We start from the raw sequence: 20,760 nt of genomic DNA, 5'->3' as shown, positions 1-20,760 counted from the left end.
AAGAGGAGTATGACGTTTGGACGCCAAGTTGGAAAAGTTTGCCCTTGAACCGGGACGCATCGTGGGTGGGCGTTATGAGGTCCTTGAACTCTTAGGATCGGGGTTTGAGGGTGAAGTTTATAAGGTATCAGAAAGCTACACCAATAAAGAACGTGCAATTAAGCTTTTTTATCCTCATCGAAACAAGGGCTTTAAAGTCAGCATTCGATATGCCAATAAGCTTGATAAGCTTCGCTCCAGTCCCATTGTTATTGATTATTTGTCCCATGAAGTGATCTGGCTAAAGGGCCAGCGTGTGGCCTGTCTCACTTCAGAGTTGATTATCGGAGAACCGCTCAGTCAGTTTGTGAATCGGCAAAAGGGAAAGCGGCTTGGGATTTTTCCGGCCATTCATTTGTTATATTCTATCGTGCGCGGGGTGGAGTCTATTCATCAAAAAGGCGAGTATCATGGTGATTTGCACGTCGATAATATTATGATTCGGCGGTTCGGTTTAGAGTTTGACGTTAAAATATTTGATCTTCATCATTGGGGTGACTCTAAAAAGGACAATCGTGACGAGGATGTAGTGAAAATCATCCGGATTTTCTATGACATTTTAGGTGGCCAAGCTCACTATCATAAAATGTCGCCTTCGATTAAATACATCGTTTGTGGGCTTAAGCGCAGCCTTATTCTGAACCGATTCCGATCAATTTCTGCACTACGAACCTATTTAGAGATGATGGATTGGTCGGATGCCGTTTAAAGAAGTTATCAATTCAGATAAGCCCAAGCACGAGCTGTTTGATCTTGGTGATTTTCGGGTGGGGTACTTCACCGCAAAAAGTAAATCCTATGATAAGGCCAATGAAGATGTCCTGTTTCTGTTAGAGAAAGATGGGGCCATCATCATAGGTGTGGCCGATGGGGCCGGTGGACATCCACGGGGACGAGACGCGGCCTTGGCGGCTGTGGATTCAGTAGTTAATGAACCAAAGCTTTTTAAAAATAGTGAACTTAACCCCTTTCGGGTCATGGAGAAGGCCAATGACCAAGTTTTGGCGCTAAAGGCCGGCGCCCGGTGCACTTTGGCCTTTTATACGATTCATGACAGTTGGTTTCGGAGTTTTTCAGTGGGTGATTCGGAAGTGGTCTATTGGAACTCTGTTGGTAATGAGGTTTTTTCTAATATCCCTCACTCCACAGTGGGATTTGGTGTGGAGGCGGGGTTGATTGAGCAAGAGCAGTCTTTGGACGATCCCGAGCGCCATATTGTGACAAATCTTATGGGCGATTCTTACATCAGAATGGAAGGTTCTAGTGGCATAGAAATGAAAAAGGGGCACACGGTGCTTATTGGTACTGATGGGCTTTTTGATAATATTTCCCATGAAGCATTAAAAGATACTGTGGCTAAGGGAGATTTCGACGGAGCGTTCAATAGCTTACTTGAGACCAGCCAGGCGCAGGACCCCGAGGGTTGGAAAAAGTACGACGACATAGCTTGGGTTTTGTTGCGAAAAGTTAAAAGTTAATGGGAATAAGATGATAAGAAAAAAACCTCTAGATGCAATTGGTTGGCGAGAGTGGGCGGAGTTACCTTTGTTGCATGTCCCGCACATCAAGGTCAAGGTGGACACTGGGGCGCAGACATCTAGTTTGCACGCAGTGAGAATGCATTTGTTTACTCGGCGTGGGCGTGATTATGTTGAATTTGAGGTTCACCCAGAGCAGCGGGGAACCTTGGGCAGCGTAATTAACCGGGTGCCCGTATTAGAATATCGCCATGTGAAAAGTTCTAATGGTCAGGTGGAGCGACGTCCGGTAATTGTTACGGATATTGTGATGATGGGGCAGCGTTGGCCCATTGAGGTGACTTTGACCAATCGAGCAAATATGGGCTTTCGAATGTTGTTGGGGAGGCAGTCGTTTCGAGGGCGTTTTGTTGTTGATGTGGGGCGCTCCTATTGTGGTGGAAAACCAGCGGTGAAAAAGCGAGCGAGGGTTTAAGCGATGTTTAGTAATGAACTGGAGGAGAGATGAAACTGGCAATCTTATCACGCAGCCCTAAGTGTTATAGTACAATGCGATTAAAGCAGGCTGCCGTTGAGCGTGGCTACAAAGTAAACGTTCTGGATGTCTTTAAATTCGCTATCGATTTGGACGAAGGCCATCCCGACCTTTACTATAAAAACAAACAGATCACTTATTTTGATGCTGTATTGCCGCGAATCGGAGCCTCGGTCACTTATTTCGGCACGGCCATTGTTCGACAGTTTCAACAAATGAATGTGTATTGCGCTAACACGGCCGATGGAATTATCGTTTCCCGAGATAAACTGCGAAGTCTGCAAACGCTCAGTCGTCACAACATTGGCATTCCGCGGACAGCATTTGTGCGCGATAAGTCAGATATACTTCCGTCCATCGAGCGGGTGGGTGGAGTTCCCGTTATTATTAAACTCATTGAGGGCACTCAAGGTATAGGAGTGATGTTGGCTGAGTCTAGAGAGACTGCGATCTCTATGATTGAAGTTTTTCAAAGCCAAAAACAAAATGTGTTGATTCAAAAGTTTGTTGCGGAAAGCAAGGGGCGAGACATTCGCGCTATTGTGGTGGGTGATCAAGTGGTGGCGGCTATGCGTCGGGTGGCGCAAGGGCAAGAATTCAGAAGCAATGTGCATCGAGGTGGACGAACCGAGGCCGTGACATTGGACGAGAAATACACCGAAGCGGCAGTAAGGGCGGCACAGATTATGGGTCTTCGAGTGGCCGGTGTGGATATGCTTGAAAGTGCGGCGGGTCCTCAAATTATGGAGATCAATTCCTCACCTGGTTTAGAGGGTATTGAACGGTGCACGAAGCTGGATGTGGCAGGCTCCATTATTGAATACATTGCGGCGCAAGTGGATTTTCCAGAAATAGATATTCGACAGCGGCTAACGGTGAGTAAGGGCTATGGCGTGACAGAGCTCTATTTGCCAAAAGGGTCTAAATATATTGGGCAGACCATATTAGAAGCCGGATTGAGAGATCGTGACATTAATGTTTTAACGCTCTATCGCGGTGGCAAGGTGATCCCCAATCCCAAACACGAGCGGGTGCTTGAACCCGAAGACCGCTTACTCTGTTTTGGAAAGCTTGAACTTATGAAGGACATGGTTCCAGAGAAGACAAAGCGAAGACGTCGTCCAAAACCATCCCGCTTGCCGAAAAATCTAAATTTAGGTTCTTAGCTTTCGAAATTGGCCGCCGGCGAGGGTGACAGCTTGGACCATTTAAAGTCTTTGGTGGCCAGTTTGTATCGGTTCATCAACTTGTTGAGTTGTCGGGTGCTGATGCCTGCTGTTTCTGCGGCCTTGTTTATTTTTCCATGGGTACTGGTCAGCAGTTCTTGCAGGTAGGCCCGCTCAAATTGGCTCACCAATTTTTGTCGGGCTTCGGCCAGTGGCAGAGTGGTGTCAATGGGCAAAACTGTGGAGGATTGGTCCACTTGCGCAATTTCAAGCGGTAGATTTTGTAAAGAGATCTTTTTACTTCGTTCTAAAATGTACGCCCGCTCAATCACGTTTTCTAGTTCTCTGACGTTGCCGGGCCACAGGTAGCTCATTAACGCGTTAAGTGCTTCTGGATCGGCTCCAATGATATGCTTTTGATGGGTGCGATTGAGCTTTTCAATGAGCGACTGCATAATAGTGGGGAGATCCGCCATACGATTTCGAAGTGGTGGAATCGAAATGGGAAAAACGTTGAGACGATAGTAAAGATCTTGCCGAAATTTCTTTTCATCGGAGAGAAGTTTTAAATTCTCGTTGGTGGCGACGATGATGCGAATATCCACCTCAACATCAGTTTCGCCTCCCACCCGTTGAAAAGTAGAATCTTGAATCACCTGTAATAATTTGATTTGGGCTGATGGAGAGAGAGTAGAGATTTCATCAAGAAATATTGTGCCTCCATGGGCCAGTTCAAATTTGCCTAATTTTCGCCTCAAGGCCCCGGTGAAGGCGCCCTTTTCATGACCAAATAGTTCACTTTCAATGAGAGACTCAGATATGGCTCCACAATGCACTTTAATGAATTGTTTGTTCTTTCGAGAGCTGTGTTGGTGAATGAGTTGGGCGAACAAAGATTTTCCAACGCCTGTTTCACCGTTCAAAAGTACAGTGGATTTTGTGGGGGCCACATCTTGCACACGATCCAATACGATTTTCATCTGCGGGCAGGTGGTTGCTACTACATTGTCGTAGTCCTGGCTCCAAAATTGATCGCGCAAATATCGAATCTCGGCTTCTTTTAGCCGAGATTCGAAGAGTCGATCGGCCATGAGCTTAAGTTCAGAAGCTTCTACGGGCAAAGTGAGATAGCCCGAGACAGTTTCTGATGCGAGTTCCACGGCAAAGGGGACAAGGTGATCGGGTGTGATGATGACTGTTGGTGTTTCCACATGGGGAGCCAACAGTTCATTCAAGGTGTTCTTAAATGTTTCAACGCCCTGAACGGGGCCTGCCTGAAGTAACGCCAATTCTATGAACGCCATGTCAAAACGCTTTTCACGCAGGAGGCTCTGGGCCGCATTCAAAGAGGACACCCTGGTAATTTGATAGCCGGGGCCCAGATCCTCATCAAGAGGACTCCATGGTTCAGTGACGGATGAGATTAACAAAAGATGTCGCAATGAAAACACTCCACAAAGCCAATATGTGGATAGCAGTATGCCAAAATCTTTTTAGCCCAGATAGCAAAAACAGCATTTTAGAAACAAGATCTGGTAGTTCCGATAGGGTGCGCCAAATGGATTCTACTGCGTTTTCACTTGGGAACGTTGTTTGCAATTCATATGACAATACGACGGGTTACATCGCTAGTTTTTTTAACGCTGTAGGTCGATAGCTGAGGTGGGGAATATCGAAATCATGTCCAATTTAGCAGCTGGTCAGCAAGAACTCACAGGCAAACTTGAAGTGGCCGCCCATGACCTTGATGGCTCAGTCCTGGCTGTTGAGCTGGTTTTGAACAATGGCATGAAGCTATTGGTGGCGGACAATCCAAAGGGTGAAGCCTTGTTGCGAGCGGCGGGGCAAAAAGTGCGAATTAATGGTGAAGTGAGTTTTGAGTGCTTTGGGTTAATGGTGACGGTGGAGTCCTATTGCATTCTTTAGAGGAGGAACAGGGGGTTCTCTTAAGAACTTTTGGTTCCTGTTTTTTGTCTCCAGATCCTTCGAATTTCGTTTGGAGCTGGCGCAGAAATTGCCCTTAGAGAAGGGGTAACACTTGAGAGAGAGGGTATGGTTCAAGGTTTAACGAGGGTGGCCGGAATTATTAGTCCCTGCGATTGGGATGAGGCGGGTAATCCGACGCAACTGCAGGTGTGTACACCGGGCGAGATTGACTTCACCCTTGAAGACAATGATGTGAGCCGGCAGCTGTATGACCATGTTCAAAGGACCATGGTTTTATTCGGCACGATCTATGAAGTTGATGACGACAAGTATTTTAAAGTTTTTCGTTTTGAAGCACACATAAAACCATAGGGGGAATGAGATGATAAAATACCTTTTACTAACAGCATTGATTCTGGGCGGAACTCCATCGTGGGCGCAAGACGGCGAAGACTTTGCCGACGATTTTGGCGGCGATGAAGTGATGATGGAAGATATGAATGACGAGCCTGCAGAAATGAAGAAAGAAGCGGCTCCGGCTGAAGCACCTAAGGCGAAGGCTGAAGTGAAAAAAGCGGCTCCTGCACCGGCTAAGGCTAAGAAGGCAGCGGCCCCGAAGGCAAAAGCTAAGGTCGCCAACAACGCTAAAACGGCTAAAAAAGCTCAGAAAAAAGCCAAGGCCAAAGCGAAGAAGGCTCATAAGCAACAGACAAAGAAAAATCAAAAAACTAAAGCAAACTAATTAACGATCCCAACTAAGGAGGGAATCATGAAATTATCAAAAATTTTAGTCGCCACAATTGCCTTTGTATCAATGATGGGCTTGGCAAATGCCGGCGATCACAAAGATAAGTCACACAGTGACTCTGATCATAGCACTATGGATTCACACGATTCTGATTCAAGCTCAGACTATGACAGTGACTCAAGCAGTGACTACGACTCTGACAGCAGCGAATCTGACTCTGGCAGCGACGAGTAATTGATATTGATAAAAGGGTGCCTGATCGTGGACACCCTTTTTTTTATTCAATTGATTTCGATTTAGTGGTAAATAGATTTATTTCTTAAAACTAAATAGACATATTTTTTTTCTACAATCGAGCTTTTGCCACTCTTTTTTCTGCGGTTATGAACTGAAAGAAATGAGCAAAACATTAGGTGCCGCCGAATAATTTTCGATGAAATGATTTTGGTAGACCATTTTTTTCGTGATGATCTTTCCCGATTTATCCTTGTCCACGTGACTGATTTGTACCCAATTAAGTATTTCTGTAGAGTCAATAAGGTACAGTTTATCTGTTCAGAAAATATTTCAAAAAATGATTTTCTATAAAGATTAAAGCGGGTTCCAGATGTTTTTTTGCAATGGTTTGCCAATTTCTGCTTGTTTTTGGTGCTTTGACCGTGCAATAGGCAGCCCAGGTGTGTTTTTTTTTGGTAGCCTTTAAGCAAGGGGGTTTTTGTGAAAATAGCTTTGATTTTTTACGCACTCGTCAGTTTTTCGAGTGCCGCGTGGGCGGTGGAGCTGTCTAGTCTTAATCTGGTGTCTCAAAATGCGACCATGAGGTTTGATTGTCCCTCAGAATACACGCATGTGTTGAAAGATCAGTTTTGCAGTATCGACGATTTTGGCAAGAGTGTTTCTCAATGTTTGTCAGATAGTATCCCTGATAGATTAGATTTACCCAATACGATCACCCATTTTTCAATGAATAAAAGTGGTACGGTTAGGCTCGAGATCGTTTTGAATGACCGAAGAGCGCGAACTATGTACATTGTTATTCCAGGGGAAATTGGCTGTGTAACAAGGGCCCAGAAGCTAGATTGAAGCTGGAAATCTGCCACTACTGAATTAGATGAGTAAATCCATAAATCAATTTGGACCACAAATCAGAATTTCCACTCAGTAACATTCTTTTTCCGTGCGCCTTCCTCTGAAGGATTACTTTACGACAGATATTGTTGTTAAAATACGATCGACATCAAGTTCACCATTGTCACTGCTCGTCGTAGTGATCGTCCACTGAATGAGAAGTTTATTTGCTTTGCAATAGGCAGAGCCAGTCACTAGAGGTGCATAGTGAAATTCCTCAGATCCATTTTCAGAAACATATTTCCGATAACTGTCATGAGTTTGAAACGTCGTTAAAAAAAAGAGTTATTCTCCCCTTTGCAGATTGAAAAAAACCGGTCCGTTTAGAAATTTACTCGCTGAAATTGCCAAACCCTAGGTTGCCATGAGCTACTTCGGCCCGACTTATCTGATGCGGGACTTAACACTTTTACTCTTGGTTTTTTATCATAGCAGCAGCTCTCAACTCTGCTGGCGGGAGCGTTCAGCTAGGGACTTCTGGGACACGGCATGCGAAGCTGTACAGCTGCAGCATGTGGCCGTCCTTCGTTTTAAACCCTAGTGCTCGTTAATATACGTCTCAAGTCCTTGAAATCTACCGATGGCCCCGAGGCTCGCCGACTCTCGTGCTGGAGAGGGCACTTTCTCCTTTCTTAATTCAGCACCGCTTTATTTCACTGTCTCCCGTCGGCACCATAGCATGTTGTGTGACATAAGATTGACTGCCAAAACTGGGGTTGAATAGAAAAAAGGCCAGAGTTAGAGCCTCAAAGGATCTCTTTGTTTGAAACGCAGGTCGAGCGAGTAAATTTCTATGCAAAAGGGTGACTTCCCATTTTGAAACGTTTTCTGCCGGTAATTTTTGTTTGCAATAAAAACATAATTTCGTGCCCGCTAAATACATTGAATTCAGTAAACTTCGAGAGAAGCACTGGAAGAACTGTAGCGTGAAATACTTTTTTCCACCTAGTATCTTTTTTTGAGTCCATAAATCACGGACAAACCTCAACAATTTCCATATTGCCATCATTGTTTGCAGAAAAAACGTAACCCTCAGAGAAGTGAATTTCATAAGACCTGTTACTCAAGGTCGTTGTCGTAAGTGGAGAAGGTTGGGCAGGATCAGATATATCAAAGGTCAGTACCTCGCCACCGGTTCCAGATCCCGTACCAATAAATAGTTTTTCTGCGAAGCCATCGATAGAGCGATAATCGTAAGTGCCGGGCGAAGTGGTATGCACGATAGTGATATTGCCGGGGTCTGAAATATCATAGGTGTTCAGCACTTTTATAACCTTGTCAATGCCATACAAGTATCCATTGGTGGAATAGATCTCGTAGGCTGAAATATTGGGCACGGTGAGGCTGCCAAGAACAGCTGGGTTCACTGGATCTGAAATACTGATTACAAAGAGTTCTGTGGCTGAGGCTCCGATGATTGTATCGCCATCTATTTGAATATGTCTCAGGTTGGCGCCACCTAAGGTGTTTGTAATGGTAGGGGCACTGGGATTAGATATATCAATTACATAGAGGCCGGCACTACTACTGCCAACATAAGCGTACTGGCCCCTTGCAGCAACTGACCAGGTTTCGCCGGAAAGATTTAATGTTCCGAGAACGGTAGGCGTTAGGGGGTCACTAGCATCTGCGACCAAGAGCCCTCCCGAATAGGTACTTGCAAAGAGAGTCGAGTTGTCTACAAAGATGTCTAGGATATCATTGCCTGAGGGATCAATTTGTCCTGGACCTGTGTTGGTTGCAATATAACCCTTGTTGACAGGGGTGCCTGGCATGCTGACATCAATGATTTGCACTCCAGTTGTAACTCCAGTGGTGCCAAAGTAGGCATGAGAGTCGCTGACATAAATACTTTGTCCAGATGAACCACTTGCATTGAGGGTAGTGTTAATCATTGGGGCTGTGGCAATGATACATAGTGGAGTTGATTCAACTGGTGGAGTCGGAGGGGGGGCTGGCAATGGATTTGATGAGTCTGGGTTAAATTTCCCTGAAACGGCTGTTTCTCCAAGTTTGCAGGCAGTGAGTCCCATATTTAGAAAGAGCAAGAGGCCAAACCCTGTTATGAAAGATAAGAATTGAAAAGGTACGTACATAACACTCTCCGCTTTAAAGGCTAATGGTTTACTTTTCTTTATCGGCAGAAGCGCTAAGATCTTTAGGCCTTTCGGTCAGAAATTTTAGGCTTCGGTTGATTTTGTCAGTGAAATGGCGGGAAACGTTGATTTTACTTGAAAAACTCCAAGTCTTCTTGGTGAAATTTAAAGTCTCAAATTAAGAAACACCAAGAAGAACAAGGAGTTAGCAATGCGTCTTAATTTAGATAAACTGCGAAGAGAAGCCAAGAAATTTCGAAAAAAAGATAAGATTCTCACTTTGAGACTACTTGCGTTGATAGAGCTAGCTAAAAGGGAACATTCTGGCAACCTTTCGGACTTAGACTATGAACTTGTGGGTCTGGAAATCGGTAAATCTGGCCGTACTGTTTATCGCTGGAGAAAGAGTTACCTCGAGGGTGGACACAGAAAACTAACGCCAAGAAAGGCACCAGGGCGACAAGCACAGGACATCACTGGCTGGACGGCTTATCACATCAGGCGATGGCGCAAACTCTGTGGTTGGGGCGCTGAGGTGATACAAGCCCACCTCAAACGTTACCTTGGAGTGGAGCTGTCACTGTATCGTATCCATCGGTTTTTGAAGAACGCGGGCCTTGTGGGCTCTAAGAGGCGTGCAAAGCCGGCGTCTAGCCACACCACCGTTGTGAAGGTAGAGTTGCCAGGAGTGCACACGCAGATCGATGTTAATTGGCAAACAACGCTCCTTGAAAACGGCAAGAAGTGTTACGTCTATAACTTCGTTGATCACGCATCGAGGTGGGAGTTTAAGAGGGCCTATGAAGGTTATGGTCACTGGGAGACTGAACGCTTTATGATTGAACTACTAAGAGCAGTGCCTTTTTGGATAACCAGCACTCAGACAGACAATGGCGTGGAATTTACGAATAAATTTGTCTCACGAATCGACGATCCTTTGCCGCATATTTTGGATGAACTATGCGATGAACACGGCATCAGGCACAGACTCATACCTCCAGGAGAAAAAGAGCTTAACGGGCTTGTAGAGCGTTCACACCGCATGGACGATGAAGAGTTGTTCCATCGAGCAAGACCGCAAAACATCGAACAGCTTAATGAATACCTCGAACAGTATTGCCAATGGAAAAACTCTTGGCGGCTCCGAAAAGCTCTCGGATGGAAGTCTGCTAACGAGTACCTCTTGCAGTACCCTCAAGTGCTAAAACCCGGGGCTAAAGAAAAATTATTGGCTGCCGATACCCAAAGTGAGACAACCATGAAGGCAGCCTAAGTCACTGACACCATCAACCGCAGTCTACATTTCGGTCAGAAATTTTAGGCTTCGGTTGATTTTGTCAGTGAGCGAATTTTTTAGGCAGTGATTGAATCAAAATGAGAAAAAGAAGAGGTGAAGCGCACCGTTGCAACAGTATCGTATTTTGGTCTCAATATTGAGTGCGTCAGCGCATAGGAGAGGGCGCCTGAATCGGGTCACGGCCATGTGAACAGGCTTAAGTTGTGGCCCTTTAAACAAAAACATTGTGTGGGTGTGCATTTTACTCCGTAAAATGCACGGCGGCCGTGCTTATTGCTCACGGAGAGGATACTGAAGTTGGAGCTTCGTCCGTATTTAAAATACGGTTTCCTCGATTATAAGCCCTCATGCTAAACGCCTCATGCTGAGACGTTTAGCATGAACATAGATTAGAGTAAAATATTTAATTTGCATTAATATATGAATACTATATACTAATGAAAACAGGATATTTCACAAGTTGGAGTGTAACTAGCTAAAATGTCTAAAATAAACCTTGAAAACTACATTTCTGATTTACAAAAAAATGGAAGGTCTCATTTTATTCGATCTGAGGCGCTAAAAGCCTGTCAGATGAGTAATTCTAGCTTCCAAGCAGCCCTGAGGGAGCTTTCTAAAAAGGGGATGCTATTAAGCCCTAAAAAGGAATTTTATGCCATTGTACCCCCAGAATATAAAGACCGCCCCCTCCCACCTGAGCACTATATTGACCAACTGATGAATCATTTGAATAAGACTTACTATGTGGGCTGCCTATCAGCAGCAGCAATTCATGGGGCCGCTCACCAACAGCCCATGGAGTTTCAAGTTATCACCAAAGGCCCCCTCAGAAATATAGAGCTAAATGGAATAAGAATTTTGTTTTCCTCCAAGAAGAATATTTCAGACATTCCTACAGAAAAAATAAAAACCAAAACTGGCTTCATGAATGTATCGACCAAAGAAGTCACTGTTTGTGACCTAGTAAAATATGTCGAAAAATCTGGGTATTTAGACAATGTTGTAAATACCATAATTGAAATTTCAAAAGATTTGCGAGCCAGGAAATTAGGCTCAGTTTCAAAGCATTTTGAAACCACTGTATTGCAGAGATTAGGATATCTCATTGACACCTATAGCGGAGAGGATGAACTCACTCGCTTTATACACGAAGAAGTAGAAAGACGAGAGCCACAGTTCATACCACTTGCAATCTACTCAAAACAAAAAGATGGCAAAATGAATGAAAAATGGAAAATTAAAGTTAATGAAGTAGTGGAGGCCGACGTATGATCCCACAGGCACATATCATCAGCTGGAGAAGTGTTGTGCCCTGGCCAAGCGATGCGCAGGTTGAGCAAGACCTTGTTATCTCCAGAGCACTGGTTGAAATATTTAATCAGGACTTTTTAAATCAACAACTGGCTTTTAGAGGCGGCACTGCACTTCATAAGCTTTTTATTGATGATAAGAGTCGCTATTCAGAGGACATTGACTTTGTAGTTACCGAAGATCAAGACTACGGACCAATAATAGATGCACTGCGCTCCACTCCACTCTATCTCCTTGGCTTGGGAAGCCACAAGTAGATACAAAACCTACAAGGATAATTTTACGCTTTAACTTTGAATCAGAGATACCGCCAGTGCAAAAGCTTAAATTGAAAGTAGAAATCAGCACACAAGAGCATTTCAATATACTTGGCATCAAAGAGCATGATTTTGAAGTTGAAAACCCTTGGTTTTATGGAAAAACTAAAATTAAAACATTTGATGTAAACGAACTTCTCGGGACAAAACTACGCGCACTGTACCAGCGTAAGAAAGGCCGTGATCTCTTCGACCTGGATATTGCTCACGCCACATTAAACGTAGATCCAGAAAAAATAATAAAATGTTTTGGTGAATACATATCGAAACAAGATTTAACTATTTCCAGGGCACAGTTCGAAGAGAATTTACATTTAAAGAAATCTTCAACTCCATTCTTAAATGACATAAAACCACTACTTCGCCAGGGTCATCTGTACGATATGGAAACAGGTTTTAAACTCTTAAACGAAAAGTTTATGCCCCTATTAAATGGTGACCCGTGGAAAGGAAATAATAATTAGTTTTTTGGGGTTACCAACAATTAAGTGAGAGAAGAGCCAGAAGAGCCAAAGAAATTAATGGAGCGGGTGATGGGATTCGAACCCACGGCCTCAACCTTGGCAAGGTTGCGCTCTAGCCAGCTGAGCTACACCCGCAGTCTTTGAACACAAGAGCCCATCGTTTTAAAGGGCGCCTGATGGGTTGTCAACGAATCGCCCACTTAGTTTTTGCGCAACGCCATCAGTCAAATTCTTCATCAATTTCAAAGGGATCCTTTGTTTGGGTTTCCGATTTTGGTTGTGGTGAGACGGGCTTTGGCGCTTCGTATTTGGTGTAAGCGGCCATGGAGAGTGCTCCCGGTGGTGTGCTTTCTTCGTCTTTCACCAAGGCATAGATAAGGGCGTTCACCGGGTCCATATGTAAATGCGAGGCGATTTCGCCCTTTAGGCGAATGCGCCAGAGCAGCTGGCCCGTTTCAGGGTTATTAATGCAAATTCGGTTTTCAGAGCAGGGGCTCCATAAAGACCAGCCCTTTTGTTGAGGTAGCATTTTAAACTTGGCGGCTGAGGATTTGCTCAGCGGTACAAGCAGTGGCACTTGCTCAGGGCGGGGGTCGTTGGTGTTGTATCTCCAGTGCCCATCTCCTGTTTTTAGATCGATGACCTGCAAGTAACCCGAATCCGTGCGAATGGCTCCTTTGGTGCTTTCGGGGATGACCACAAATGGAGATTGGGTTCCCGATTTAAGCGTGTATGTCCAGCGCAACTCTCCAGTGGAAAGGTTTAGCCCATAGCTTTGTCCGGAGTCGTCGGCAAAAACCACCAAGCCGTCGTAGACTAAGAGGTCACCAACGCCCTTCGACTCGGCATTGAAGGCCCACAGCACATCGCCATTGTTTCCGTTCAACGCTACAACTTGCCCGGTTTTTGTCCCCGCAACAATGACGTCGCCTTTTTTATTGCCAGCAATGCTGGTGTTCAGCACATGTTTAACGCTGTTTGAAACCATTTTAATGGCACCGGATGCGGCATCAATGGCCAGTAAAGAGAATTCATCAGCTCCGCTATCGGGGGTAAAAGACGTGGCAAAAAGGGTGTCTCCTTTGAGGAGGGGGCGTCCAAAAAATTCGTAAGGGGTGGGCAACATCCAAACCACATCTCCACTCCACCTTTGAAGAGCAAAGATTCTTCCCTGAGTTGTTGTGACGATGACGAGCTTCGAGTCCACCGCAGGAAGCCCCGGTATCTTTTCTGAATCGTCAGCGGTTTTGAAGTACCAAAGAGGTTCGCCCACAAGGTTTGCAAGCTGCAAGGTTTGCCCAGCATCAAGAAGTGAAAGCGTGTGGGGATACGAGAACAGCCACTGTTTCTCTACGGGTGTTTCCTTTAGAGGTTGTGGCCACATAGTGGCATTTTCCCGATAATAGCGGTGATCAAAAGTGGCCGTGTCACTGGGGTCATGGGGAGGAGGTTCGCTTTGGGTAAATTCGCGGTGTGGGATTTTCCACGCCTGCGGAGTTGTGTCTTTGTAATTCTGCATTTCAGTAAACAACGCCTCGTCTTTTAGAAGCACGGTGTTTTTTGAAAACACAAAGGCTACAATGCCTGCAGCGTAAGCAAAATAAAAAATAGTTACCAGAACTCCAAAGCGGCTAGGTTGAGGGTTCATAGGGCCTCCCGCTTTTGACACACGTCTTGACTGGTATAAATCACAGAATACTGAGCCTCCGAGTAGCCGCGTTTTAATAACACCGTCGCCAGGGTGGAAAACCCAGGTTCTGATTCTAGCTGTTGGCAGAGCTTTCCGGCATGTAGCAGGCGCAGGTCAACGTTGCAATGGGAGGTGTCTCCTTCTGGTCTAAACAAATCTTCGGGCAGCGCCCGAATGCCATTTTCAAAAATGGCATACCCATACTGCTGGCAATCAGCCGGTATGGTGAGCTGATTCATTGTCACTGGGGTGCGCAAGGATTTATTGTATGAACCCCATAGGGGTAGGGATTGGGCGGCGACAAAGAGAGCTATCCAAATGGGCACCCATATTTTTGTGGGTTCCGGACGCACATAAGACTGGTAAAGAGTTTCCCGTTCAAAGCGGCGTCGCTCAATGAAATAAAATATGAAAAACAAAATGAGAAGGTTAAGCACCAAGGGCCCAAAGGGCTTTCCAATACTCCATTGAACCATATTCACCACAATCAGGGTGACGATGGCCCCGGAAAGTCTTTGTCCCGATCGAGACATGATCATGGGGGCGGCAATGATTTCTGCCATGACAAAGGCTGCAGCCATCCACTCAAGAGCTTTATGAGAGAGTGAATAAACGTCCTTAAACCAATATCCGCTGAGCCAATCCAGATTGGACTTCAACACACCATCGCTCACATAATAGGCTGCGATCAAACCACCCATAAGATGAGGTTTACTTGGGAACAGTAGAAAGCTCGTGTTTAGAAATAACAAGAGCGTGTGAGTGTTGCTAGCCAGGCGTTTGTCGCCCAAGATGAAGACCACAAGAAGTAAAAAACTAATAAGGCTCATCCACCAGGCCAACGTAAGGCCACGGTTAAATAAAAACGCCAATGTGGCCAGGACAGCAAGCCCCATATAGATCCAAAGGACAGGAGCCGCATCTGGCAGAAATAAATATTGTAAAGGCATACAGCCCGAAAAAAAGCTCCAACAAACTTGAGGCCCGCGGGTCCAACTAAAAATGGATGGCGACGTGTAGATCCACGTCACTCCAGAGATAACATGGCTGATGGCGAGCACCGCCCCCAAGTACCGAAGCGCCCAAGACCGCTCAATCTCCCAAAGATTTCGTTTTACAAATTCCATACTAGAGCCTGGTCACCTGTTGAGTGCTGGTCGATTTTTGTAGTATCCCCATGTGTATTCCACCCCCGAAATTAGACTTAATACGACGCTGATCCATAGGCCGTAATAGCCGATATCATGCAATGAGAGATCCTTAAACAGTTCGTCCGAGACAAGTAAGCAGGGGATAGCGGCCATTTGAAATCCCGTCTTCCATTTGCCAAAGGGTTTTGCAGCAATAATCACATTGTTGCTGGCGGCCACTGAGCGCAACCCACCAATAAAAATATCTCGCGCCAACAATAAAATGACCATAATGGGATCCACTTTATGGGCATCAAGCAACAAGATGAGCACAGTCAACACGAGTATTTTATCGGCGATCGGGTCCATGAATTTGCCCATGGCACTTTCTGCTTGATAAAGACGGGCCCAGTAGCCGTCAAGCCAATCAGTGATTGATGTGAGTATAAAAATCACTGCGGCAATCAGGCCGGCATGAGGCAGCGGCGACATCAAAATCGCCACAAGCACCGGCGCCATTAAAATGCGAGCGTAGGTCGCAATCATGGGCAATTGCTTTTTCCATGGCGGGATGTTTTGCAAAGTTGACTCCTTGGCGGGCCGGTATGAAAATCTAAGCAATCAATATATGGGTGCGTAACAAGGAAGTCACACGATTAATCATAGAAGCCACGGACGTAAATTAGCTCTTGCAGGCGCTCTGTTGACCCAAGCATTTTTCGGCCCATCGTTTGCCGCAGAACGGCAGGTGGCCGATGTGAAAGGACTCCCTGAGCGGGCCGCCTCCCAGGCGTCGAGTTTTGTTTCGGTGGAGCCAGAAGTTTCTCCCTTTTGGAAGCAGAAGAAAAACGTTTACCGAAAAATCAAAGACGAAAGAGCTGTGGTGGTCCTCGTCAAGTCTGATGAAAATTTAGGAGACATGAAAAATCCGAGTAAATTATTGATGCAAGGGGCCGGGCATATTCGTGCGTCTCGCGGGTTTGCCTTTAACGTGGCTAAAAACTTCGAAGACCTGCCAAAAGTCAGCTCCACCATCCAGGTGGCCAAATTTGACACTCACCGAAACATGCTCCACTTAGTCACTTCTGCGTTGGGGTATGAGGCACAAATGTGGTTGCAAGTGGATTTGCGTGAAAGCGAAAAGGGGAGTGATATTCGCTTTGTCATTCGTAGGGGTGTTTTTACCGGAATGACCGGGGTCGTCAGATTTAGTGAGGTGGGTCGAAAGAATACGGAAGTATCTTTGGTGGCTGATTATCGATATAAGGAGTTGCCCGTTCCTAAATTTTTTGTGAGTTTCGGATTGGAAGTGGTTCTACAAAGAGTGGCTATTAAAATGCGCTCCTATATTGAAGATCGTTATAAAGAGGCCACTAGCACTTAGCTTGCGATGAGTGACTCATCTCTGGAGGAAAACATGGATAGAAATTTGGCCCTAGAATTTGTGCGTATCACTGAGGCGGCCGCCTTAGCCTCGTCTCGATTTATGGGGCGTGGCGATGAAAAAGCCGCTGATCAAGCCGCGGTCGATGCGATGCGAAAAGCGTTTGATTCTGTAGATATTGAAGGGACCGTCGTCATCGGAGAAGGCGAGCGCGACGAAGCTCCCATGTTGTATATTGGCGAAAAGGTGGGGCGAAAGAATGCGGACTGTCCGGCTATAGATATAGCCTTGGACCCTCTTGAAGGAACAACCATTTGTGCTGAGGGCAGTGACGGTGCCACATCGGTGATTGCTGTGGCTGAAAAAGGAAACTTTTTGCATGCACCTGATGTGTATATGGATAAGATTGCTGGTCCGCCGCAGGTAAAGGGTTTGATCGGCCTAGATAAATCGCCGGAAGAGAATATTCGAATTGTAAGTGAGGCTCTAAATAAGCCGGTGGAGGATGTGACGGTTGTTATCCTTCGTCGTCCTCGGCATGAAGAGCTGATCGAGCGGGTTCGGCGCTTGGGTGCGCGCATTCGACTCATTGGAGACGGCGATGTCTCAGCGGGAATAGCCTCTTGTTGGAAGGGTTCTGGAATTGATTTGCTGTTGGGTATCGGCGGAGCACCAGAAGGGGTGATTACCGCAGCAGCGCTTAAGTGTTTGGGCGGTGATTTTCAGGGGCGATTGGTTTTTCATAGGGATGATCAAAAGGAGCGGGCTCGTAAAATGGGCATTGAAGACTTTGATAGGATCTATTCGCTCGACGAGTTGGCGGCTGGTGATGTGATGTTTTGTGCGACGGGTGTGACAGACGGGCCTCTTTTAAAAGGAGTGAGGACGTTGCCGAACAACCGGGCGTCCACACACTCAGTGGTGATGCGTTCAAAAACCGGAACCATTCGCCATGTGGAGGCGGAACATAACTTTAACGTGAAGGCCTCTTACTCCTAAGTCGATGGAGAACTTGCTATGGCGAATATAATTAAATGCTTTAACTGCGGCGCTGAAATATCCGTGGACGGTGTGGTGGGTCGAAGAGAAGAGTGTGCCAGCTGTGGGGCCGACGTGCATGTGTGCAAAAACTGTCGGTTTTACGACACGGGCTCTTACAATGAATGTAAAGAACCTTCAGCTGATGTGGTTCGAGAAAAAGAGCGCGCTAATTTTTGCGATTATTTTGAACCCGGTGGCCATCAGCAAGGGAAAAATAAACAAGATGAGTTAAAGGCAGCGGCTGAGGCATTATTTAAGAAGAACAACTAAGGAAAGCAACCAGGGGGGCACAGAATGTTACGATGGATAGGAATGGCTTTGCTGCTTATGACGAGCGGGGCCCAAGCCAATGTGGTGGGATCGGACATTCAAAATTTCAATCCTACAACAAATGGTCTTGATTTTGTCACGGTGGAGTCCTCTGAAACTCTTGAGCCTGGCGTGATCAATTTAGGTCTATTTCTCAATTACGCAGTGAACGTGTTGCCGAACTACGAAAACACCACCACCCAAGAGCGCACCCGATTTCAAGATAGCTTGACCGGTATGGACTTTAACATGGGAGTGGGAATCTTAGGCCGCTGGGACTTTGGCTTAAGTATCCCCCAGGTGTTGTTGCAATCTAGTAAAGATGAAAATGACGTGGTTCGCGGAGAAATTGCCCAGACGGGCCTTACAGAGTTGAGGCTTAATAGTAAATATCGTCTATGGGGAGCTGACGAGTCGGGCGGCGTGGCCATAGCCGGTGGTGTTAATTTTAATCAAATCATTGATAACCCGTTTGCTGGGCAAGGAGCTGGCCCCACGTATAACTTGCAGCTCATTTACGACACCACCATGGGGCAAAATGCAGTGGGCGTAAATGCCGGCTATCGAATGCGAAACCCCGGCACGTCTGTGGTGGCAGAAATCGAACCGTTTAAAGATCAGTACATTGTTTCGTTTGCTGTGAGTCGTATGATTGAATCTTGGCGCAGTAAGTTTATCACCGAGGTGTATGCCGGTTTTCCGGCGCAGTCATCGGCGACCGCCTCGGATCGGGAGCTCTCCTCGGTGGAACTCGTCGGCGGCATTAAACACGATCTCTATGAGAGCTTGGCCTTACATGCCGGTGGCGGAACAGAGTTGCTGCATGGATCCTCAACTGCAGATTGGCGAATCTATGCCGGTCTGAATTGGGTCACTGATATGTTGGTCCGATCAAAAGAGACAACACTCTATCGCAAAGACAAGGCAGGTCAGCTTGAGTACGGGTATTTTGGGTCTGCAGTACCAGCATTCAATCAAACACCTCAGCTGGGAATACAACGTTTTGTGGCACGCAATGTGTTGTTTGAATTTGACTCCGCCGACGTCAAACCAGAATTTGCGAAGGTGCTTGGGCAGCTGGCTGAATACGTATCGAAAGAACCAGTATTTAAAAAGTTAACTATTGAAGGGCATACAGATTCTACAGGTCCCGCGGCTTACAACCAAGATTTAAGTGAGCGCCGGGCTATGGCTGCAAGGAATGTTTTGATCAAAGATTTTGGACTTCCGAAAGAAAAAGTCTTTGCCGTGGGGCGTGGTGAAGAGCATCCCATAGCTGACAATACGAATTGGCAGGGGCGAGCTAAAAACCGTCGGGTGGAATTTATCGTTGAGCGATAGGGCGAGCCTGAAAGCGACAATAATTTGCCTGATAAACGCCGCAGAAGGTGCTTTTTCTGACGAGCGACAGTGTTCTAGTAGACAAATTATTGCCGCTTTTAAGCTAGATGCAGTCGTTGTCTTTGGCTTGCGTTAAGATTTCAATGGCTGCACTTCGAATGTCAGGATGAACAGTGAGAGTGCCTATGCCTTGGGCAATAGGAAACCAAGTGTGTTCGATAATATAAGGCTCTCGTTGGTCCATTTGTTTTTCGTCGGGAGTATTACTCTTCAATTTAGCAAAAAAGTAGTCGGTCGTTGAAAAATACTCTTCGCCTTCCCAAAAAAAGGGGTGGCTTTTTTGTACGTGGATATTTTCATACACTTCTATTTGGTAGCCAGTTTCTTCAAAGGTTTCTCGCGCAGCAGCAGTGGCTGGTGATTCGCCTGGCTGAATCTCGCCTCCTGGAGGGATCCAAAAATAGTTCATACTGACATGATCAAGTAAACGAACGAGAAGTAAACTTTCTTTTTCGATGCATATGGCCGTGGCTCGGAACCGATTCTTCATGGGTTAAGTCTAGTGCAAGAAATCCTCAAGATGTAGATTTATTCGTTGGACTCGGCTATTTTATCGGAGTAACTCCACTTTGATCGGGGAGGGGATAAGTTGAAAAGTACAATTCGAATTTTTCAAGCTGTTGTGTTTTATGGGCTGTGGCTGGCAGTGGCCCATGCCGATCCTGTGGTTCAAATTTTACCCCTGCCCCAAATGCCAGAAGTGGTGACTGAGTTGCACTGCGAAAATATAGAGGAAGTCCCCGCTCTCTATGCTGAATTAAAAAAGCAAGGGGATGCCGTAGTGGCTCAGTATGTTTTGCAGGTGGCCACGGTGGTGGGAGGCTGGCCCCACACTTTAAAGGGAAAAACCAATCTGGGAGAGTCTTTGCGTGCATGGACCGAGGCCGTTGAGGCTATTGATAGTCATGCAAACGCACTTAGTGAATTTCTTTATCAATTTATTGATACGTGGCCCACTTGTGAGGGGCAATGGGATCATTGGTATGACCGCGATTTTTCTGCCCTAGAAGTGTATTTAGATCGGATCGGAGAATTTGATTTTGTAAACCTCAATTACGTTCAAAGGTTAACAAAGTTATTAGAACAACTCCAGGATGAACTCAATCAAGCTGAGTCAGAGTTGGATGAACTCGCCCCGGCCACAAAACAAAAGTGGTATGAAGAAAGCGGTTACTTAACAGAGTTTTCTCAGTACTATAAAAGCGATGCTGAATTCTTAGATGATGAATTTCGAAAAGCATTAACGGGGGAGCCGCCAGCGGGCGCGTTGTAGCATTGAAAAAAGTTTTTTTGAAAAAAC

At 45.9% G+C, this 20,760-nt stretch carries 24 protein-coding genes and 1 tRNA gene; 18 read left to right on the top strand and 7 right to left on the bottom strand.

Going from position 1 to position 20,760, the window contains the following annotated elements; all coding sequences use genetic code 11:
• The first annotated feature begins 16 nt into the window (after nt 1–16).
• The 4 genes from H6626_04700 to H6626_04685 are packed head-to-tail and all read left to right on the top strand — an operon-like array spanning nt 17 to nt 3,218.
• Nucleotides 17–748 carry a protein kinase gene (locus H6626_04700; protein ID USN48392.1) on the top strand — a complete coding sequence of 244 codons (732 nt, stop codon included), beginning with the start codon at nt 17–19 and terminating at the stop codon, nt 746–748.
• Nucleotides 738–1,517, top strand: a complete 780-nt coding sequence (locus H6626_04695) for a protein phosphatase 2C domain-containing protein (protein USN48391.1) — start codon at nt 738–740, stop codon at nt 1,515–1,517. The genes H6626_04700 and H6626_04695 overlap by 11 nt, the downstream gene beginning before the upstream one ends.
• A gap of 10 nt (nt 1,518–1,527) precedes the next feature.
• Nucleotides 1,528–1,992, top strand: a complete 465-nt coding sequence (locus H6626_04690; protein USN48390.1) for an ATP-dependent zinc protease — start codon at nt 1,528–1,530, stop codon at nt 1,990–1,992.
• A gap of 29 nt (nt 1,993–2,021) precedes the next feature.
• A complete protein-coding gene (locus tag H6626_04685; protein ID USN48389.1) occupies nt 2,022–3,218 on the top strand; it encodes a RimK family alpha-L-glutamate ligase in 1,197 nt (398 codons plus the stop codon).
• Here the strand turns inward: H6626_04685 and H6626_04680 are convergent.
• Nucleotides 3,215–4,660 (bottom strand): sigma-54-dependent Fis family transcriptional regulator, encoded by a 1,446-nt coding sequence (locus tag H6626_04680; protein USN48388.1) that lies wholly within the window; start codon nt 4,658–4,660, stop codon nt 3,215–3,217. The genes H6626_04685 and H6626_04680 overlap by 4 nt on opposite strands.
• Before the next feature lie 238 nt (nt 4,661–4,898).
• Between H6626_04680 and H6626_04675 the strand changes: the two genes are divergently transcribed.
• The 5 genes from H6626_04675 to H6626_04655 all read left to right on the top strand — a co-directional run bounded on the left by H6626_04675 (nt 4,899) and on the right by H6626_04655 (nt 6,975).
• Nucleotides 4,899–5,144: a hypothetical protein gene (locus H6626_04675; GenBank protein ID USN48387.1), complete on the top strand. Its 246-nt coding sequence runs from the start codon at nt 4,899–4,901 to the stop codon at nt 5,142–5,144.
• A gap of 126 nt (nt 5,145–5,270) precedes the next feature.
• Nucleotides 5,271–5,516, top strand: a complete 246-nt coding sequence (locus H6626_04670) for a hypothetical protein (protein USN48386.1) — start codon at nt 5,271–5,273, stop codon at nt 5,514–5,516.
• 10 nt (nt 5,517–5,526) lie between these two features.
• The gene (locus tag H6626_04665; protein ID USN48385.1) at nt 5,527–5,886 is read left to right on the top strand and encodes a hypothetical protein; all 360 of its coding nucleotides are present in this window, start codon (nt 5,527–5,529) and stop codon (nt 5,884–5,886) included.
• A 27-nt stretch (nt 5,887–5,913) separates the two neighbouring features.
• A complete protein-coding gene (locus tag H6626_04660) occupies nt 5,914–6,126 on the top strand; it encodes a hypothetical protein (protein USN48384.1) in 213 nt (70 codons plus the stop codon).
• Between the two features lie 483 nt (nt 6,127–6,609).
• A complete protein-coding gene (locus tag H6626_04655) occupies nt 6,610–6,975 on the top strand; it encodes a hypothetical protein (protein ID USN48383.1) in 366 nt (121 codons plus the stop codon).
• Between the two features lie 1,016 nt (nt 6,976–7,991).
• Here H6626_04655 and H6626_04650 read toward each other — a convergent pair.
• A complete protein-coding gene (locus H6626_04650) occupies nt 7,992–8,915 on the bottom strand; it encodes a hypothetical protein (protein ID USN48382.1) in 924 nt (307 codons plus the stop codon).
• Nucleotides 8,916–9,327: 412 nt separating this feature from the next.
• On the opposite strand from H6626_04650, the gene H6626_04645 reads away from it, so the two are divergent.
• The 4 genes from H6626_04645 to H6626_04630 all read left to right on the top strand — a co-directional run bounded on the left by H6626_04645 (nt 9,328) and on the right by H6626_04630 (nt 12,505).
• Entirely contained in the window at nt 9,328–10,389 is a 1,062-nt protein-coding gene (locus H6626_04645) for a DDE-type integrase/transposase/recombinase (GenBank protein USN48381.1), read from the top strand.
• A 504-nt stretch (nt 10,390–10,893) separates the two neighbouring features.
• Nucleotides 10,894–11,685 carry a type IV toxin-antitoxin system AbiEi family antitoxin gene (locus tag H6626_04640; protein ID USN48380.1) on the top strand — a complete coding sequence of 264 codons (792 nt, stop codon included), beginning with the start codon at nt 10,894–10,896 and terminating at the stop codon, nt 11,683–11,685.
• A complete protein-coding gene (locus H6626_04635) occupies nt 11,682–11,981 on the top strand; it encodes a nucleotidyl transferase AbiEii/AbiGii toxin family protein (GenBank protein USN48379.1) in 300 nt (99 codons plus the stop codon). The genes H6626_04640 and H6626_04635 overlap by 4 nt, the downstream gene beginning before the upstream one ends.
• Nucleotides 11,982–12,037: 56 nt before the next feature.
• Nucleotides 12,038–12,505, top strand: a complete 468-nt coding sequence (locus H6626_04630; GenBank protein ID USN48378.1) for a nucleotidyl transferase AbiEii/AbiGii toxin family protein — start codon at nt 12,038–12,040, stop codon at nt 12,503–12,505.
• Between the two features lie 58 nt (nt 12,506–12,563).
• Here H6626_04630 and H6626_04625 read toward each other — a convergent pair.
• From H6626_04625 to pgsA, 4 genes are all read right to left on the bottom strand, one after another.
• Nucleotides 12,564–12,640 (bottom strand) — tRNA-Gly (locus H6626_04625).
• A gap of 85 nt (nt 12,641–12,725) precedes the next feature.
• Complete coding sequence (locus tag H6626_04620) at nt 12,726–14,153, bottom strand: PQQ-like beta-propeller repeat protein (protein USN48377.1); 1,428 nt, start codon at nt 14,151–14,153, stop codon at nt 12,726–12,728.
• Nucleotides 14,150–15,322, bottom strand: coding sequence for a hypothetical protein (locus H6626_04615; GenBank protein ID USN48376.1), 1,173 nt, complete (start codon nt 15,320–15,322; stop codon nt 14,150–14,152). The genes H6626_04620 and H6626_04615 overlap by 4 nt, the downstream gene beginning before the upstream one ends.
• A gap of 12 nt (nt 15,323–15,334) precedes the next feature.
• Nucleotides 15,335–15,871: a CDP-diacylglycerol--glycerol-3-phosphate 3-phosphatidyltransferase gene (pgsA, locus tag H6626_04610; GenBank protein ID USN48954.1), complete on the bottom strand. Its 537-nt coding sequence runs from the start codon at nt 15,869–15,871 to the stop codon at nt 15,335–15,337.
• A 157-nt stretch (nt 15,872–16,028) separates the two neighbouring features.
• Here pgsA and H6626_04605 point away from each other — a divergent pair, with 157 nt between their 5' ends.
• From H6626_04605 to H6626_04590, 4 genes are read left to right on the top strand one after another with little or no spacing between them, the layout of a single operon-like run.
• Entirely contained in the window at nt 16,029–16,709 is a 681-nt protein-coding gene (locus tag H6626_04605) for a hypothetical protein (GenBank protein USN48375.1), read from the top strand.
• 33 nt (nt 16,710–16,742) lie between these two features.
• On the top strand, nt 16,743–17,708 hold the full coding sequence (gene glpX, locus H6626_04600) for a class II fructose-bisphosphatase (GenBank protein ID USN48374.1): 966 nt from the start codon (nt 16,743–16,745) through the stop codon (nt 17,706–17,708).
• Nucleotides 17,709–17,726: 18 nt separating this feature from the next.
• Complete coding sequence (locus H6626_04595; protein USN48373.1) at nt 17,727–18,020, top strand: hypothetical protein; 294 nt, start codon at nt 17,727–17,729, stop codon at nt 18,018–18,020.
• Between the two features lie 24 nt (nt 18,021–18,044).
• A complete protein-coding gene (locus H6626_04590; GenBank protein USN48372.1) occupies nt 18,045–19,400 on the top strand; it encodes an OmpA family protein in 1,356 nt (451 codons plus the stop codon).
• Between the two features lie 103 nt (nt 19,401–19,503).
• Here H6626_04590 and H6626_04585 read toward each other — a convergent pair whose 3' ends face one another.
• Nucleotides 19,504–19,950 carry an NUDIX hydrolase gene (locus tag H6626_04585; protein ID USN48371.1) on the bottom strand — a complete coding sequence of 149 codons (447 nt, stop codon included), beginning with the start codon at nt 19,948–19,950 and terminating at the stop codon, nt 19,504–19,506.
• A gap of 99 nt (nt 19,951–20,049) precedes the next feature.
• Between H6626_04585 and H6626_04580 the strand changes: the two genes are divergently transcribed.
• Complete coding sequence (locus H6626_04580) at nt 20,050–20,733, top strand: hypothetical protein (GenBank protein ID USN48370.1); 684 nt, start codon at nt 20,050–20,052, stop codon at nt 20,731–20,733.
• Nucleotides 20,734–20,760: the final 27 nt, after the last annotated feature.

It is taken from the genome of Pseudobdellovibrionaceae bacterium (assembly GCA_023898385.1).
Taxonomy (GTDB): domain Bacteria; phylum Bdellovibrionota; class Bdellovibrionia; order Bdellovibrionales; family UBA1609.
The sequence above is the reverse complement of the archived record's forward strand: the minus strand, read 5'-3'. Positions and strand labels throughout refer to the sequence as shown.